The sequence below is a fragment of the Haloarcula sp. CBA1127 genome, from assembly GCF_001485575.1.
In the GTDB taxonomy this organism is placed as follows: Archaea; Halobacteriota; Halobacteria; order Halobacteriales; family Haloarculaceae; genus Haloarcula.
The window spans coordinates 326,333-341,363 of the sequence record NZ_BCNB01000006.1; the positions used below are offsets into that span (position 1 = coordinate 326,333).

The following is a 15,031-nucleotide window of genomic DNA, read 5'->3' on the forward strand; positions in this document are numbered from 1 at the left end:
CGCCGTCTCTGACCCGAACCCCACCGTTCCGCAAGCTTCTGGGTGGCCTGGGAAACGAAGGCTCCAGACCGTCAGCTCAGCGAGTTAGACAAAGGACGCGCAGAGAGATCATATGAGCTAATAGTTTCTCTTTATACACGGTAGTTAGCCTACTCGGCCGCGTAATCACGTAGCTGAAGTCGTCTGTACCTGCTCCGCTGGTCAGGTGTTCGTCAGCCCGCCGTCGACCACAACGCTCTCGCCGTTGACGTAGGAGGCCATATCGCTGGCGAGGAACGTCGCCACGTCGGCTATCTCCTCGGGTTCGCCGAAGCGGCCCGAGGGGATGAGTTCTTTCAGCATCATCTTCGTCGTGTCGTCGATGCGCTCGTCCTCGAACATCTGGGTCTTGCTGTAGCCCGGATGAATGGCGTTGACCCGGATGTCGTAGTTGCTCAGACGGTCCGCGAGCGCGTAGGTGAACAGTCTGACTGCGCCCTTCGAGGTGCAGTAGTTGACCAGCAAGCCGGTGCCGCGGATGCCGCCGGAGCTGGACATATTGATGACGGTGCCGCCGCCGTTCTCCCGCATCGCCTCAGTCGCGACCTGCGCGCCGAAGAACACGCCCTTCGTGTTCACGTCCATCAGTCGGTCGTAGTCCTCCTCTGTGGTCTCGTAGAAGTCCGCTATCTCGGAGATGCCAGCATTGTTGACCATGATATCGATACCGCCCAGTTCCTCGGCCGCGGCAACGGCCACCTCCAGATCGTCGGGGTTGGTTACGTCACATTCGACGAAATGCGCCGTCCGGTCGGTCTCAGCTTCGACCAGTTCGTGGGTCGGTTCACCGCCCTCGCGGGGGTCTTCCTGTCGGTCCGCAACGATAACGTCTGCGCCGTGCTCCGCGTACCGTCGGCAGATGGCCCGGCCGAACCCGCTTGCGCCGCCCGTAACGACCGCCACCTTGTCTTCGAGTAGTGTTGTCATGCGCCATTTGTCATCACAGGCGCACATAATAAATAAGTTTAGAGTTGTACGGTGGCAGGAACTCGGGACAGTCGCAGAGTCGCCGTCAGAAATGATTCAGTAGCTGTTCGGTGAGGAAAACCGGGAGCTGAAAACACAGTGCTGGAGGAAAAGCGAGGTTAGCGCCCGATAGCGACGGTCACAGCCTCGTCGTAGCGGGTCTTTTCGGCCAGCAGGTCATGCTCGCTGCCGGCGGCGATGGCCGACGCCTCGGCGATACCCGGCCAGCCGATGAGTTCCTTCGACCGCGATGGGGTCGGCCCCTCGAACTCTTCTAAGGTCTCCTTCTCGAAGGCGATAACGCCCAGTCCCCACTCTTCAGCGGCGGCGAGCATGCCTTCCTCGTCGGCTTTCCGGGTCCCCGTCGCGATGAACTCCACGTCGTCGCGGTCGAGGTCGGCCTCGTCCAGCGCCTGTTCCCAGGCCGCGTGGAACTGCTCGACATCCGCGCCGGCGACGCTGCCACAACCGAGCACGACGCCGTTGTCCTTGTTACGTTTGAGCACCGTTACGTCGTCGTCGACCAGCACGGCCTTCGGCCCGTCGAGGCGCTCGATGGGACCGAGTTCATCGTCCAGCACGGCGAGGTTCGTCGCCACGGTCGAGTCGCCGTTGACCACGTGAGCGTCCAGCGCCTTGGCCTGCTTCTCGACGCCCTGCTTGTCTGCGGCCTCGCTTGCGGTCGTCATCGCCGGCACCGCGCCCATGCTCGCCAGGTCGTCGGCAACCTGATTCGCGCCGTGGTGGCCGCCGGTGATTGGGATAGCCCACGTGAGTTCCTCGTCGACGACACAGATGGCGGGGTCGTCCCACTTGTCATCGAGCAGGTGGGCAGTCTTGCGCATCGCGATGCCACTCGCCATCAAGCCGATAAAGCAGTCGTACTCGCCCCAGTACTCCTCGAACACGTCGCCGTGGTATTCGAGGATGTCGATGGATTCGTAACGGTCGCCGATACCGTCGACGATATCCTCTGCCGTGTCCATCTTCCGCTCGAAGGCCACGATGGCGATGTCTTCGGCTACTTCGCCGTCTGAATCGGGTGCTTTGCAACTGTTCGAACCGGAGTCGTTGTCGGTGTCAGTACTCATGATTTAGTTCCGGCCGGTGAAACTGCCGCAGGCGCGACCGCCGGCCGGACAGCCGCGTAGGTGGTGTCTGTGGATCGGTGCTCGGCTGCGAGGCGACGCTCACCTGTTGTCGGCGCGCGCTGGCGCGCTCGGATGGCGCGCTAAATCTGTGCGAGGGATGAGCAGCACAGCGAGTGAAACGAGCGAGCAGCGCAGTCGGTTGGGGAGGTCTGTGGCTCGTGGTGGCGTGCGGTGCTGTCGGGTGGACTGAAAGGGGCCGGGCGCTCCGGGACGACAACCGACGCAAGCACGCGAGCGAAGCGAGCGCGCGCAGCGAGGTCCTCGACCGGAGCGTCCGGGGGCTTTCGAGTTGTACTCGGCGAAATAGGCGATTCATCCTAGTCGTCGGCTTCCTGCGTCCCATCGGAACTTCCCCGATTCGCCCAGTCGCCGTAGAGGAACGACCGCTCGTAGTCCTCGCCGCCGACAGCATCACCGATGACGACCATCGCGGAGGCGCGATAGCCCGCGTCTTCCAGCTTCTCGCCGATGGTCGCAATCGTTCCCTCGATGACATCCTCGTCGGGCCAGGACGCGTGGTAGATAGCCGCCACTGGGGTTTCGGGGTCGTGGCCGTCTTCGAGCAGCCGGTCCATCGTCTCGCTGACGGCGTGGGTCCCCAGATAGATGCAGGTCGTCACGTCGCCCATACCGACGAACTCGGAGATGTGGTCCTCGTCCTCGTCCAGCGTCTTGCCCTGCGGACGCGTGAAGGCAACGTGGTTGGCGACCTCGTTCAGCGTCAGCTGCGTTCGCATCGTCGCGCTGGCGGCGAAAGCGGAGGTGACACCGGGGACGATGTAGGTCGGGACGCCCTCGTGTTCGAGCGCGTCCATCTGCTCCAGAGCCGCGCCGTAGATGGCGGGGTCGCCGCTATGAAGGCGGACAACGGTGTTGCCGGCCTCGTAGGCGTCCCGCATCAGCGGAATCAGCTCTTCGAGGTCCTTGCCGATGGAGGACACCGTTTCGGCGTCTTCGCAGTACTCCTCAAGCAGTTCGCTGTTGACGAGCGAGCCGGCGTGGACCACGAGGTCGGCATCGGCAAGCAGTTCGCGGCCAGCGACGGTCAGCAGCCGGGGATTACCCGGGCCGGCTCCGACGAATGGAATGCCCTCCTGCTCGTCGCCGGCACTGTACTCGTACACGCGGTCGTCTCGGTTCCCGGCGACAGAGTCGATGGCCGTCTGTGGGTCCGTCTCGTCAGTCTCGGCAGTTTCGTCAGTCATGCTGCACCTCGTCGCCGCAGAGGGCGGCTTCGGAGCGCTCCTGTCTCGCCAGTTCACCGATAGACTGCTCGCCGCCGTCGGTCACGACACCGCTCTCGTCGGCCGCTTCGAGGAAGGCGTCGGTCGCCTGCTCAACGTGCGTCTCGGGCTTCTCGGCGTAGGCCAGCGTGTAGTAGTCTCGCTCGTCGATATCGGTCGGGTCGTCGGTCACGACAGTCTCGCCCTGTTCCATGAACAGCCGACGGCCGTACACCACGTCGTAGCCGGCCTCGACCAGTCCCTCGTGGGTAGCCGGCGCGTCGGTCACCTTGAACAGAATCATCCGGTCGGGGCCGGTCGGCGACGCGCCGCGGTCGGCCTCCCGCAGCGCCAGGCTCGACCCGGCGGTGATTTCGACGCCAAGCGCGGTCGCAAACGCCGACATAGCGCTGACGCCAGGCACCACTTCGAGGTCGACTTCGGGGTGGAACGCTGCGAGCGTTCGCCGGAGATGGCCGAAGGTCGAGTAGACGTTCGGGTCTCCCAGCGTGACGAAGGCGGCGTCGCCGTCGCGGGCGGTCGGCGCGATTTCGGCGGCGGCCTCCTTCCAGGCCGCCCGGAGTTTCTCCTCATCGCGTGTCATCGGGAAGTCGAGGTCGCCGATGCGCTCCTCGGGGACGTGCTCGGTTGCGACCGACCGCGAGAGCCGCCCCGGCGAGTACACCACGTCGGCGGACTCGAGGGCGCGCTTCCCGCGGACGGTCACCAGATCGGGCTGGCCGGGACCGAGGCCGATGCCGTAGAGTGTCATCGGTCCCCTCCGTTCATCGACTCAGTCTCGGCCGGCGACCCGCCGTCGGCGGCAACGTCTTCGCTGGCGCTGCCGACGAGCATATAGACGGGGTTCTCAGAGTTGAAGCTCGTCGCGCCAGCGAGTTCGTAGCCGTGGCTCACCTGGAACTGGACGACCTCTTCCAGAATGTCGCGCTCGCGGAAGGCCTCCGTCGCCGCGCCGGCGACTTCGAGCCGCGAGACGTTCATCACGATTCGGTCGATACCGGTCTCGACCGCGTGGTCGAGAACGGCCTCGTAGTTGCGTGATCCGCCGAGGAACAGGGCGTCGGCGTCGTCCGGCAAGCCCTCCGGGGCCTCGGCCTCGCGCAGCTCGACGTCAGCGTCGACATCGTTGGCGGCGAGGTTCTTGCGAGTCACATCGAGTCGGTTCCCCTTGCGTTCGAGCGCAGTGACCCGCCCGGCCCGGCGCGCCGCCGTGATGGTGACGGCACCGGTACAGGAACCGACCTCCGCGAAGTGGTCGGACCCGGTGAGAGCGAGTTTGCTGGCGAGGACGGCCCGGACCTCCGGCTTGGTGGGACCGGCCTTCGCGTCGTGTGGGAGCGAGACGCGTGTCATCACGCTATACAACTACAGTAGCGCGTAAAACAATTTTGGTTGTATTAATCCAAGTCGAGATTACAACGGCGTCTGAGACGGGTGGAGCAACGAATCGATGGGCTGGTCGGATAGCAAAACGAGCAGGAAAGACAGCGGGATCGAAAACAGACTCGGGCTCAGAACTCCGGCCCAGGTGCCGGAACGCCGTCGCTGTCGTCGTCGCCGTCGAGGTCGAACTCCTCACGTAGTTCACGGATACGGTCCCTGATGTCCGCCGCCAGTTCGAACTCCAGATTGTCCGCGGCTTCCTGCATCCGCTCTTCCAGTTGTTCGATCTGGCGAGCGGCTTCGTCGGCGTCGCTCGCTCCGTCACTGGAAATACCGCCGGTATCGGTTTTGCTACCGGGCAGGTTCGTCTCGCCGACTTCCTTCTCAATGGTGGTCGGTTCGAAGCCGTGTTCCTCGTTGTACTGCTGCTGGATGCGCCGGCGGCGCTGGGTCTCCTGAATGGCCGACTGCATGGCGTTGCTCCGCTCGTCGGCGTACAGCACCACTTCGCCGTTGACGTTCCGGGCGGCCCGCCCCATCGTCTGGACGAGCGTTGTTTCCGAGCGCAGGAACCCCTCCTGATCAGCGTCCAAAATCGCGACGAGCGACACCTCTGGGATATCCAGTCCTTCCCGGAGCAGATTGATGCCGACCAGCACGTCGATGTCGCCCAGTCTGAGCGAGCGGATGAGTTCGTGTCGTTCCAGCGTATCCGTCTCGTCGTGCATGTAGGCGACGTTCACGCCGGACTCTTCGAGATACTCCGTGAGGTCCTCGGCCATGCGTTTCGTGAGTGTGGTCACCAGCACCCGCTCGTCGCGCTCAACGCGGTCGTCGATGCGTCCGAGCAGGTCCTCGACCTGTCCCGTCGCCGAGGCGATTTCGACGGCCGGGTCGACGAGGTGTGTCGGACGGACAATCTGCTCGACGACCTGGTCACTGTGGTCGCGCTCGTAGTCGCCCGGCGTGGCGCTCACGTACAGCGTCTGGTCAGTCTTTTCCTCGAACTCCTCGAATGTGAGCGGGCGGTTGTCGAAGGCCGTCGGCAGGCGGAAGCCGTTCTCCACGAGGCTCTCCTTGCGGCTCTTGTCACCCTCGAACTGGCCACGGATCTGGGGGAGCGTCTGGTGGGACTCGTCGACGACGGTGAGGAAGTCATCGGGGAAGTAATCCAGCAGGGTGTAGGGGGCCTCGCCCGTCTCGCGGTCAGAGAGGTGGACGGAGTAGTTCTCGATGCCCGAGCAGTAGCCCGTCTCCTGCATCATCTCGATGTCGAACGTGGTTCGCTCCTCGATTCGCTGTGCGGCGACGTGGTTACCCTGGCGCTCGAAGTAGCTGATGCGCTGGTCCAGCAGTTTCTCAATTTCGTCGATAGCTCGCTGGAGCCGCTGTTCCGGAATCGAGTAGTGCTCCGCCGGGTGGAGCAGGGCGGCCGGCTCTTCGCTTTTGACCTCGCCCTCCAGCGGGTCGACTTTCAGCATCCGGTCGATCTCGTCGCCCCAGAACTCCACGCGCAGGGCGTAGCGGGCGTACATCGGATAGATTTCGAGCGTGTCCCCGCGCACGCGGAAGGTGCCCTGCGTGAAGTCCACGTCGTTGCGCTCGTAGTTCAGGTCGACCAGCCGACCGAGCAGTTCGTCGCGCTCGATCTCCTGGCCCACCTCAAGCGAGAGGGACATATCGATGTAGTTTCGCGGGTCACCGAGTCCGTAGATGGCCGACACCGACGCGACGACGATGACATCGTCGCGGGTGAGTAGCGAACGCGTCGCGGAGTGGCGCAGCCGGTCGATCTCGTCGTTGATCGAGGCGTCCTTATCGATGAACGTGTCCGTCTGCTCAACATAGGCCTCGGGCTGGTAGTAGTCGTAGTAGGAGACGAAGTACTCCACAGCGTTCTCCGGGAACAGCTCGCGGAACTCCTCGTACAGTTGTGCTGCGAGGGTCTTGTTGTGGGCGATAACGAGGGTCGGCTGCTGGATCTCCTCGACGACCCACGAGACGGTGTTGGTCTTCCCGGAACCGGTCACACCGAGCAGCGTCTGTCGGTCCATCCCTTGGCGATAGCCCGACGCCAGTTGTTCGATGGCCTCAGGCTGGTCGCCCGCGGGGTCGAACGGGGCGTCGACACGGAACTCGCGGTCGACATCTGGTCGGTCAATAGAGAGAGGGCCGCCGGTGTCGCTCATTACCCATACATCGGGCTGGACGGACTTGAGCCGCGTGGTTCGTGAAGCGTTAGCAGACCGGTTTCGGGTTCACGCCGAGGTCCTCCAGCGTCTCGAAGTACTCGTCGTAGGCTGTCGAGATGACGTCCACAGCAGCCGCCTCCGCAACGTCCCAGTCAGCATCATCCTCGCAGACAGCATCAAGCAGTTCGGCGGCCTCGTCACGAAGGTCCACCACGTCGCTGCCGGCGCTGCGGAACGTGCTCGCGGTCTGTGGGTCCGCCTGCCCGGTGAAGAAGCCGGTGTACTGCTCCTTGACCTTCTTGTCGACAAGCGTCCAGCCGACGAAGCCGCCGAGTCGCTCGACGGTCCCGTCGAAATCGCCGAGCACGTCGTGCATCGCCGGCGTTCGGTCGACCGGCTCGGCGTCAAGGCTGTCACGACGCTCGGCCGTCTCGGCGGCTGCATCGGCAAACAGCGCCGCCGCGTCGTCGTGCTCGTCGTCGCTCCAGGCGTCGAACGTCTCGTGGGCCGCCTGCTCGCGAGCGGCTGCCGCCGCCAGTACCACGCCCGGTTCCATCTCGCCGCGGGTGTCGGCGTACAGCGTCTTCGAGGAGCCCAGTCGGGAGAGTTCCGTCTGCTGGTCGTCACGAACTGCGTCGATAAGGTCGGCTGCAGTCATACTCTGGCCTGTGGTCGGCGCGGGCTTGTAACCATCGGACCCGCCGCTCGAAGGCTCATGTGGCTGCGGGGAGTAAGCCCCCTTCTGTTCGGGCCAGCATTCGGCTGAGCGGCCACGTCCAGCGCTTGCGCGCGGCGTCGGACTACCTGTCGACGCGGCCTTGCACCGGTGAGGTTTCGCCGTTCCATCGGTCCGTCGCCGGAAGCGTGGGGCGTCTCAGACGGCCCACGGAATGCGTGGGGCGTCTGCGGCCCACGTGTGGAGCACAACTGTGGTCCACGAACGCGCGCCCCGGAGTCACCGGGTCGCGACTACCCTCGGTGGGTTAGCTCTCCCTCGCTTTGGCCGCGTGCCGCACCGTCTGGTGGGGCACGACCAGCCTCGCTCGGGATTCGCACACCTCATCGGTCCGGCGACGACGTGTCGTTGCTGTTCCAGAGCCGACGGTCTCCCGCCCCGGACTTGCGCCCGGTCACCTGTCCGACAGGTGGGGGGACTTTCCTCATGGCTTGCGCCACGGGAGCCGGCCTCCCGCTGCCACTCGATCATACACTAGTGCGGCGAATAAGGCTTACCAACGACGTTTTTCGGCGTCGGGTTCGCGCTTCGCGCGAACCTCTCCTTGAAAAACGTCGATGAAAAAAGCGCGAATCGCGTCGCGATTCGCGGGAAACCGCTCGCTTCGCTCGCGGTATGCTCAACAGCAACGACAGCTAAAGTTATGTCTGATTCTCAGGTAGACCTGCCTTTCCCCGGGTCGCGCGACGGAGCGCGCTCCCGGCCACAAGCAGATGTGAAGCCTAATTAAAATGCGGACGACCACACGATTCGCGAAAACCGAACCGGGAGTGCCAAGTAGTGCGTCTTAGTCGTCAGACGGGAGCGGTTCGCCGGAGCCGTCGGTCGGCGCGGGCGAGGCCTGCATATCGTCGTCCTCTGCGTAGGGGTACCACGTCATCTTCGTGTTGTGCATGTACGGGTCGTGGTAGTCCGTTTCCTCTGGTTCGACCATCTCGGCCAGCGTCTCCTCGTCGCGGTCCTCGACGAAGTCACGGAAGGTCTCCCCACCCTCGCGTGCGTCCTCGAAGTTGTTGACGAGATTCTTGATCGCGCCGGGGACTTCGTCGGCCGGGACGCGCATCTCCACCCAGTCGGCGAAGCGCGGGTCGTCGCCGAGACCGCCGCCGAGGCCGATGTCGAGCGCCTCGACCGGTTCGCCGTCCTTGCGGGTCTTCATGCCACGCAGGGACACGTCGGCGATTTGAGGCTGGGCGCAGGAGGCCGTACAACCCGAGAGGTGGATGTGGAAGTCCTTGTGGTCCTCGGGCAGTTCGACGTTGTCCTTGAGCCAGCGGGCGTACCGGACCTGGCGGTTCTTCGTCTCGACGATAGAGAGCGAGCAGTACTCCGTGCCCGTGCAGGCGATGGAACCGCGCATGAACGGCGACGGCTCCGGAGAGTAGTTCTCCAGCAGCGGTTCGCTGGTGAACGCGTCGAGGTTCTCCTCGGGCACGTCGGTGACGATGATGTTCTGGCGCTGGGTCAGTCGGACCTCGCCGGAGCCGTACTCGTCGGCGAGTTCGGCGAGTTCAAGCACGTCGTCAGCACCCATGCGGCCGACCAGCACGTTCAGGCCGATGTAGTAGTTGCCGTCGTTCTGCTCGTGAATCCCGACGTGGTCGTTGTGTCCGTCCTGAGACCCAGTGTTGTAGCTGTACTGGTCGCGCATATCCTCGCCAGCAGTCGGGAGTTCGAAGTCGACGTACTCCTCCTGCAGGACCGAGCGCATCTTTTCGGGACCCCACTCGTCCATGAGGAACTTGATGCGAGCGTTGAAGCGGTCCTCACGGTCACCGTAGTCACGGAAGAGCGAAGACATGCCGTGGGCCACGTCAGCGGCCTGCTCCGGCGGGACCCACACGTCGATGTCGCGTGCGAGGCGCGGTTCCTTTCGGGAGAGGCCGCCGCCGATACGGACGTTGAAGCCGAGTTCGCCGTCCTTCTCGGCGGGCTCGAAGGCGAGGTCGTTGATGTCGCCCTGGCCACAGCCCTCGTCACAGCCGGCGATGGCGACCTTCCACTTGCGCGGGAGGTTCGAGTAGTCGTCGTTGCCCTTGAACGTCTCGTGGAGGTCCTCGGCAACGGGCCAGGCGTCGACGTGCTCGTGCTTGTCCTTGCCGGCGACCGGACAGCCGACGATGTTTCGCCAGGAGTCACCACAGGCCTGCTGGGTGCCTAGGCCGACGGCTTCGAGCTTCTCGAAGATTTCCGGGATGTCCTCCAGTTTGATCCAGTGGAGCTGGATGCTCTGACGGGTCGTCCAGTCACAGTAGGCCTCGCCGAACTCCGGGTTGTCGACGGGACCGGTCGCGTACTCCTTTGCGACTTCGCCGATAACTTCGAGCTGACCGGGCTTGATGACGCCGTTTGGCGTCCCGATACGCATCATGAAATACGACTCCTGACCGGAGCGCTGGTGGTACAGGCCCCACCACTTGAAGCGCTCGAACCAAGCGTCGTGTTCGTCTTCCGGGATGGCATCCCAGCCCTGCTCCGCGAACTCCATCAGATGCTCCCGGATCTCGTTACCGTACGCCTCGTCCTTCCATTTCTCGACTTTCGTGGGCATAGCTAATGTGTTCTTCCACAAGTCTCACTGACTTATACAACACACTTTGCCGTCAACCGTCTCCCCCACTCCCCGAAACAAGCAACTGTTGCCTATTCTTTTGAACTGGCGAGCCGGGTTCGCTTCGCCGGGAAATGGACGCTCTCGTGGACAACACCGTGGAACTCGCCGGAATCTGGGTCCACGACGCGGCCGACCGTCAACCAGTCGGTCACGCCGCTTTCGCCACAGGAGATACACTGCCCGGCTATTCGCGCCTGAATATCGGGATAGTCGACACCCACTTCCACGAATCCCTCAGCGAGGAAATCCGTCGTCTCACACCCACAGAAGTCGCTTCGAGCCAATAACCACAGGTCCGAGACGTTCACTTCCCGCGAGTCGTTGACGGAAATCCAGGCCCCGTCGTCGAGCTGGTGAACGTCTGTCGTCATTACATCTCATTAGATTCTCGAAACACCTGAGAGCATCGGCGGTCGCAAGTATCACCGGATCGGGTCGAATCCGCCGCAGTCATGCGGTGAGTGCATCAGAACATAATGACCCGCTATTTGGTGGGCCCTGTACGAGATACAAACATATGTTGCCTGTAAGTCGCAGTGCGGGCCAAGCTTACAGGAGAGTCCGTGTTTAAGATAGTGGGGGCGTTACGAAGGAGTACGACACCACGTGGCGGCCACGCAGGTCGCTGCTGTGACAGAAACGATGACGAAGGCACAACAGACCCACGACGACGACGCCGAACGCGAAGAGCCGACCACAGACCACCTCGACAACGTCGAGGATGGCTGCGGTTGCACAGAAATCTGGGAGCACATGAGCGAAGAGCGCGAGAGCGACTCCGACGACTGATACAGACTGTTGTGACTGCGTATTAATTGCGCCGGCCCGGGTCGGCGAAATCCCGGAGTGACTTACAATAGCCTGTATGACACCCCTGTACGGGATACTTTTGTGCGGCGCTCCCCAAGCACGTATCGATGTCTGAGGGGCCCGACAATTACGTTCCGTCGACCGACCGTGAATCACCGGTCGGTAAACCGGTTATCCGCGGGGACCCGGCACTCACTGGCCAGCGACCCGAGGAGGCCATCGAGTTCGATCCCGACGACCCCGAAAGCCTCGAACTCGCCGCCAGAACGGTCGAGAAGTTCTCCGAGAACACCGCCGGCGCCGACGACAACGTGTTCATTCTGCGCGGCGCGGCCGCGTGTGCAGCTCTGGTCCGTGGTGAGGGGTCCTACAAGGCTGCTGCCGAACGGGCCGGCGGGGAGGCGTCGGTCTCGTTTATCCGCAAGTGGTCCCGCGTGCACGATCTCCCGCGGTCCGTCCGTATTCACGTCGCCAAGGGAGAAATTGCCCCGACGGCGGCCAAACACATCGCCAGAGTCTCCGGCGAATCCCGCCTCCTGCTGGCGTGGGCCGCTCTCGATCACGATCTCACCGTCCGCCAGATCCGGTCCGTTGCCAGCAGTGTCAACGACGGCGCGTCCGTGGACGCGGCGCTTGCTAGGAACGGGTACGCGCTGGGTGAGATGCGGACGCAACTTGACCGCGACGCCTACTGTCTGCTCCGCCGGCAGGCCGCACTCGATGGGGTCTCTCCCGGAGAAGTCATCAGCGAGGCTATCGAGTCGTACTTCGACGACGGACCGTAAGGCCTTAATCGCCGCTCCCCCGAGCGAATAGCGAGGGCCGGTAGCTCAGTTAGGCAGAGCGTCTGGCTTTTAACCAGATGGTCGGGGGTTCAACTCCCTCCCGGCCCGTTGCCCTGCGAACGACCGTGAGCAGTGGCAACAACAGGAGGGCGTTGAATTACGCCACGAGCGAACGCAGTGAGCGAAGTGGAGGTGGTTCAACTCCCTCCCGGCTCGCTTTTCTGTGTACGAGAAGCAGCGCGACAGTACAGAGTCCGAGACCGGTTCATTTACCACCGAGACAGCGAATGGCACCAGTATGGATGGAACTACCGGTACGGTTCAGCGCGTACTCACGCAGCCGTTGCGCCCGCTAGGTGTCACTGTCGGCGTATTGCTCGTCGTCGCCACGCTCGCGGCGGTTGCCGGGACACCGTGGCAGACGCACGCCTCGATGGCAGCGGCGATTGTACAGATGGTCGCGGCGGTCGTGATGGGTGTGATCGGTGTCGGACTAGCGTACATCAGCTGGGCAGCCGACGCGTAAGCCGGTCGTCAAAAAAGCCGTAAATAGAGTCGTTGTTATCCGCGGACGGGCATATACGCCATCCCGAGCATCAGCACGGCCGCGATGCCCGAGAGTATCGAGACGCCCCAGAAGCCGTTCTTACGCTCGTGGAAGTAGTCCTGCTGGTCGAGCGTCGCCTGATACTGGTCGTACTGCTGAATCGGGACGATCTGGACGGTGCTATGATCGGGGAAGTGCGTGAAGAACTGCTGCTCGTTCAGCGTGACGTTCCCACCCTCCGAAAGTTCGACCGTGTTCTCGCGCGGGGCGAACCATTCGAGCGTCGCACCGCTGTCGGTCACTTCAGAGATTGTGGTCTCCTGCGTGCCGCTGTCGGTCGCGTACGGGTAGGTATCACCGGTCGTGAACGTCACTGTCTCAGGCTCAGGGAGCCACTCACTCAGCGGGACTTGCGTGTTGTTCGACTGGTAGACCACGTACTCGGTCCCGTTCTGGGTCGCCAGCGTGTTCTTGACCGAGGAGTCCTCGGCGAGGAGCGCGCTGACGTTGAGTTCTTCTTCGAGGGTCACCGTACTCTCGTTGCTGTCGGTGTGCACGCGGTAGGTGTCGTTCTGATAGGTCGTCGTCGCGTTGTGCTCTAACGTCGCAGTGTACTGTGACGACTCGTTCGTCCACGAGAGGTCAGCAGCCATACTGCCACCGCCACCGCCGCCGTGACCGCCACCGCCGCCGCCGGACATGTGGATGTTCGTGGCTGTGTATTCCGTTCCGTCGACAGTGAACGTACTCTCGTTGGTCAGTTCGGCGTCAGCGTCGAGCGACACCGCCGGCCGCTGACTCTCCGCGACGCCGATGTAGGCGTACGCAGCAACACTGATAACGAGGAAGAACGCGAAGTACGCCGCCGCGGCTCGTCGTTGCATATCAGGAGGGTCAGTCGCCGCGCCGTTTAATGATTACTTTTCGAGCGTATCGGTACGCGGGTGACACGGGCCGTTTCGCCCCGGCAACGGCGGTGCAGATGCATCACACTGGTTAGGCTGTATCAGACTCGCCAGCGAGAATGGCGTAGCTGTCGAGTGTCCCTGCCATCGACGGGGCGTCCGAATCGTCTTTGCGCTGTGTGCCGTAGTCCATCCACACGCCGCTCGTGTAACTGTACATCTCGAAGGCGGCGTCGGTCTCGACGACGATGTCGATGACCGCGTCCTCGGGGGCGTCATCAAGAACAACAGCCGACCGGACGTCGTTGTCGTGGTGCATCACCCAGACCGCGACAGCGCCGTCAATGTCATCCAGTAGGGCACTGGCTTCCGTCGGCGAGAACGGGCGGTGAGGCCAGTCGTCGACAGGTTCTGGCTCGTCCATACTGGGAACATGGGCCGGAAGGGTATCGGTGTTCCCCCGTTGCGCGGAGTCACCCGACCGTCAGTCGGCGAAGTAGCTGGTGAAAAAGCCGGAGAGGAACGACGAAATGGCAACGGCCAGAGCCATATCAGTCAGACTCCACGGCGCATCTTCGTCGTCGGCCAGCCAGACAGTGATAGCGACACTGATTACCAGAGAGACGATCCCATTGAGGAGGTGCTTGTTCTTGAGCAGACTCATACACCTGTCCGTTGGTGCGGGGTTCGTATAGAGATTACCCACGGGCGGTGTGTCACGTTGATTGAAACGGAGCCACTGGATTCGCTTGACGGGTGGGCGCTGGGACAGTTAGCCATCACAGCAAACCGTGTACCGAACGTCGGCGTGGACGAGCGACTCAACGGTCTCAACGACATCATCGACTGTCTCGAACTGCCCGAATTTGCTCACGACCGACCCGTCCGCACGTAACACGACCGTCCACCGGTGGCCGTCCGGACCATCGGCCCGTTCAAACGCGATTTTGCGGTCAGGCAGTCGAGCGACGACTTGGCCGTCAGTGGTGACCGTCCACGATACGCTATCGGCAAGCGCGCCCTCCAGTGCCGTTTCGAGTTGTCGGCCGAGTCTGGCTGTCGGTTCGTCCCGTGCGTCCATACAGAAGCATCGAGGTGTAGAAGCATAAGCCGTTGTGACGCTACACAACGTTCAAACGGCCCAGACCCATACAGAGGATGTGACTCAGTCGCTTCTCGTCTACGACGGCAGTACCGACCTGTTCCGGCGCGCTGCCGAGACGGTAACCCGCTGTGCCACGGATATCACGCCTGTTCCCTGGGAATCCGATGCGATTCAGGCATTCCTCCAGGCGCAGTTCGACGACCTCCCGTTCGCGTTCATCCTGATCGAAGGAGAATCCGTCCACGTCGGCGAAGCGGCTGTGAAAGAAGCGCTGGAAGGCCTCGATATCGCGGCCCCCGTCGCTCGGTTGGCCGAGCAGGTGTATCCCACCGCCGCCGCGCCGTTCGGGCGTGTCGTCCACGGCCAAGTTCCGGCCGACATCCACGGGACCTTTCCACTGGACGAGACAGCGAAACGCCACATCGAACCGCTCCGGAAGGTCCATACGATACCTGTCGAAACGGAGTAATCAAGGCAGTAGATGGCATAGCCGACCAGAACTGGCCACCAGCGCGGTCAACACACGACAGCACGTCACAGACAGAGGCATCACG

Annotated in this window: 17 protein-coding genes, 1 tRNA gene and 1 other RNA gene; 5 read left to right on the plus strand and 14 right to left on the minus strand. The window is 63.0% G+C overall.

Going from position 1 to position 15,031, the window contains the following annotated elements:
• Positions 1-201: 201 nt before the first annotated feature.
• From AV059_RS06285 to AV059_RS06325, 10 genes are all read right to left on the minus strand, one after another.
• Entirely contained in the window at positions 202-966 is a 765-nt protein-coding gene (locus AV059_RS06285; RefSeq protein ID WP_058993146.1) for an SDR family oxidoreductase, read from the minus strand.
• Between the two features lie 158 nt (positions 967-1,124).
• The gene (cbiG, locus tag AV059_RS06290; RefSeq protein ID WP_058993147.1) at positions 1,125-2,096 is read right to left on the minus strand and encodes a cobalt-precorrin 5A hydrolase; all 972 of its coding nucleotides are present in this window, start codon (positions 2,094-2,096) and stop codon (positions 1,125-1,127) included.
• 377 nt (positions 2,097-2,473) lie between these two features.
• Positions 2,474-3,361: a cobalt-precorrin-4/precorrin-4 C(11)-methyltransferase gene (locus AV059_RS06295; protein ID WP_058993150.1), complete on the minus strand. Its 888-nt coding sequence runs from the start codon at positions 3,359-3,361 to the stop codon at positions 2,474-2,476.
• Complete coding sequence (locus tag AV059_RS06300) at positions 3,354-4,151, minus strand: cobalt-factor II C(20)-methyltransferase (protein ID WP_058993153.1); 798 nt, start codon at positions 4,149-4,151, stop codon at positions 3,354-3,356. The genes AV059_RS06295 and AV059_RS06300 overlap by 8 nt, the downstream gene beginning before the upstream one ends.
• Positions 4,148-4,753, minus strand: a complete 606-nt coding sequence (gene cbiT, locus AV059_RS06305) for a precorrin-6Y C5,15-methyltransferase (decarboxylating) subunit CbiT (RefSeq protein ID WP_058993154.1) — start codon at positions 4,751-4,753, stop codon at positions 4,148-4,150. The genes AV059_RS06300 and cbiT overlap by 4 nt, the downstream gene beginning before the upstream one ends.
• A 158-nt stretch (positions 4,754-4,911) precedes the next feature.
• Positions 4,912-6,972: an excinuclease ABC subunit UvrB gene (uvrB, locus tag AV059_RS06310; protein ID WP_058993157.1), complete on the minus strand. Its 2,061-nt coding sequence runs from the start codon at positions 6,970-6,972 to the stop codon at positions 4,912-4,914.
• 49 nt (positions 6,973-7,021) lie between these two features.
• The gene (locus AV059_RS06315) at positions 7,022-7,633 is read right to left on the minus strand and encodes a hypothetical protein (protein WP_058993158.1); all 612 of its coding nucleotides are present in this window, start codon (positions 7,631-7,633) and stop codon (positions 7,022-7,024) included.
• A 61-nt stretch (positions 7,634-7,694) separates the two neighbouring features.
• Positions 7,695-8,172: RNase P RNA component (gene rnpB, locus AV059_RS20215), an RNA gene on the minus strand.
• Positions 8,173-8,498: 326 nt separating this feature from the next.
• Positions 8,499-10,262 carry a nitrite/sulfite reductase gene (locus tag AV059_RS06320; protein WP_058993161.1) on the minus strand — a complete coding sequence of 588 codons (1,764 nt, stop codon included), beginning with the start codon at positions 10,260-10,262 and terminating at the stop codon, positions 8,499-8,501.
• Between the two features lie 92 nt (positions 10,263-10,354).
• Entirely contained in the window at positions 10,355-10,696 is a 342-nt protein-coding gene (locus tag AV059_RS06325) for a hypothetical protein (protein ID WP_058993162.1), read from the minus strand.
• Between the two features lie 235 nt (positions 10,697-10,931).
• On the opposite strand from AV059_RS06325, the gene AV059_RS06330 reads away from it, so the two are divergent.
• From AV059_RS06330 to AV059_RS06345, 4 genes are all read left to right on the plus strand, one after another.
• Positions 10,932-11,114, plus strand: a complete 183-nt coding sequence (locus tag AV059_RS06330) for a hypothetical protein (RefSeq protein WP_058993164.1) — start codon at positions 10,932-10,934, stop codon at positions 11,112-11,114.
• 128 nt (positions 11,115-11,242) lie between these two features.
• Complete coding sequence (locus tag AV059_RS06335; RefSeq protein ID WP_058993165.1) at positions 11,243-11,920, plus strand: hypothetical protein; 678 nt, start codon at positions 11,243-11,245, stop codon at positions 11,918-11,920.
• A gap of 34 nt (positions 11,921-11,954) precedes the next feature.
• Positions 11,955-12,028, plus strand: a tRNA-Lys gene (locus tag AV059_RS06340).
• Positions 12,029-12,218: 190 nt separating this feature from the next.
• On the plus strand, positions 12,219-12,446 hold the full coding sequence (locus AV059_RS06345) for a hypothetical protein (RefSeq protein WP_058997473.1): 228 nt from the start codon (positions 12,219-12,221) through the stop codon (positions 12,444-12,446).
• Positions 12,447-12,481: 35 nt separating this feature from the next.
• Here AV059_RS06345 and AV059_RS06350 read toward each other — a convergent pair whose 3' ends face one another.
• The 4 genes from AV059_RS06350 to AV059_RS06365 form a co-directional block, all read right to left on the minus strand.
• Positions 12,482-13,351 carry a hypothetical protein gene (locus AV059_RS06350; protein WP_058993168.1) on the minus strand — a complete coding sequence of 290 codons (870 nt, stop codon included), beginning with the start codon at positions 13,349-13,351 and terminating at the stop codon, positions 12,482-12,484.
• A gap of 112 nt (positions 13,352-13,463) precedes the next feature.
• On the minus strand, positions 13,464-13,796 hold the full coding sequence (locus tag AV059_RS06355) for a hypothetical protein (protein ID WP_058993170.1): 333 nt from the start codon (positions 13,794-13,796) through the stop codon (positions 13,464-13,466).
• 60 nt (positions 13,797-13,856) lie between these two features.
• Positions 13,857-14,036 carry a hypothetical protein gene (locus AV059_RS06360; protein WP_058993172.1) on the minus strand — a complete coding sequence of 60 codons (180 nt, stop codon included), beginning with the start codon at positions 14,034-14,036 and terminating at the stop codon, positions 13,857-13,859.
• Between the two features lie 108 nt (positions 14,037-14,144).
• The gene (locus tag AV059_RS06365; protein ID WP_058993174.1) at positions 14,145-14,453 is read right to left on the minus strand and encodes a hypothetical protein; all 309 of its coding nucleotides are present in this window, start codon (positions 14,451-14,453) and stop codon (positions 14,145-14,147) included.
• Positions 14,454-14,532: 79 nt separating this feature from the next.
• Here AV059_RS06365 and AV059_RS06370 point away from each other — a divergent pair, with 79 nt between their 5' ends.
• A complete protein-coding gene (locus AV059_RS06370; protein ID WP_058993176.1) occupies positions 14,533-14,946 on the plus strand; it encodes a hypothetical protein in 414 nt (137 codons plus the stop codon).
• The last annotated feature ends 85 nt before the right edge of the window (positions 14,947-15,031 follow it).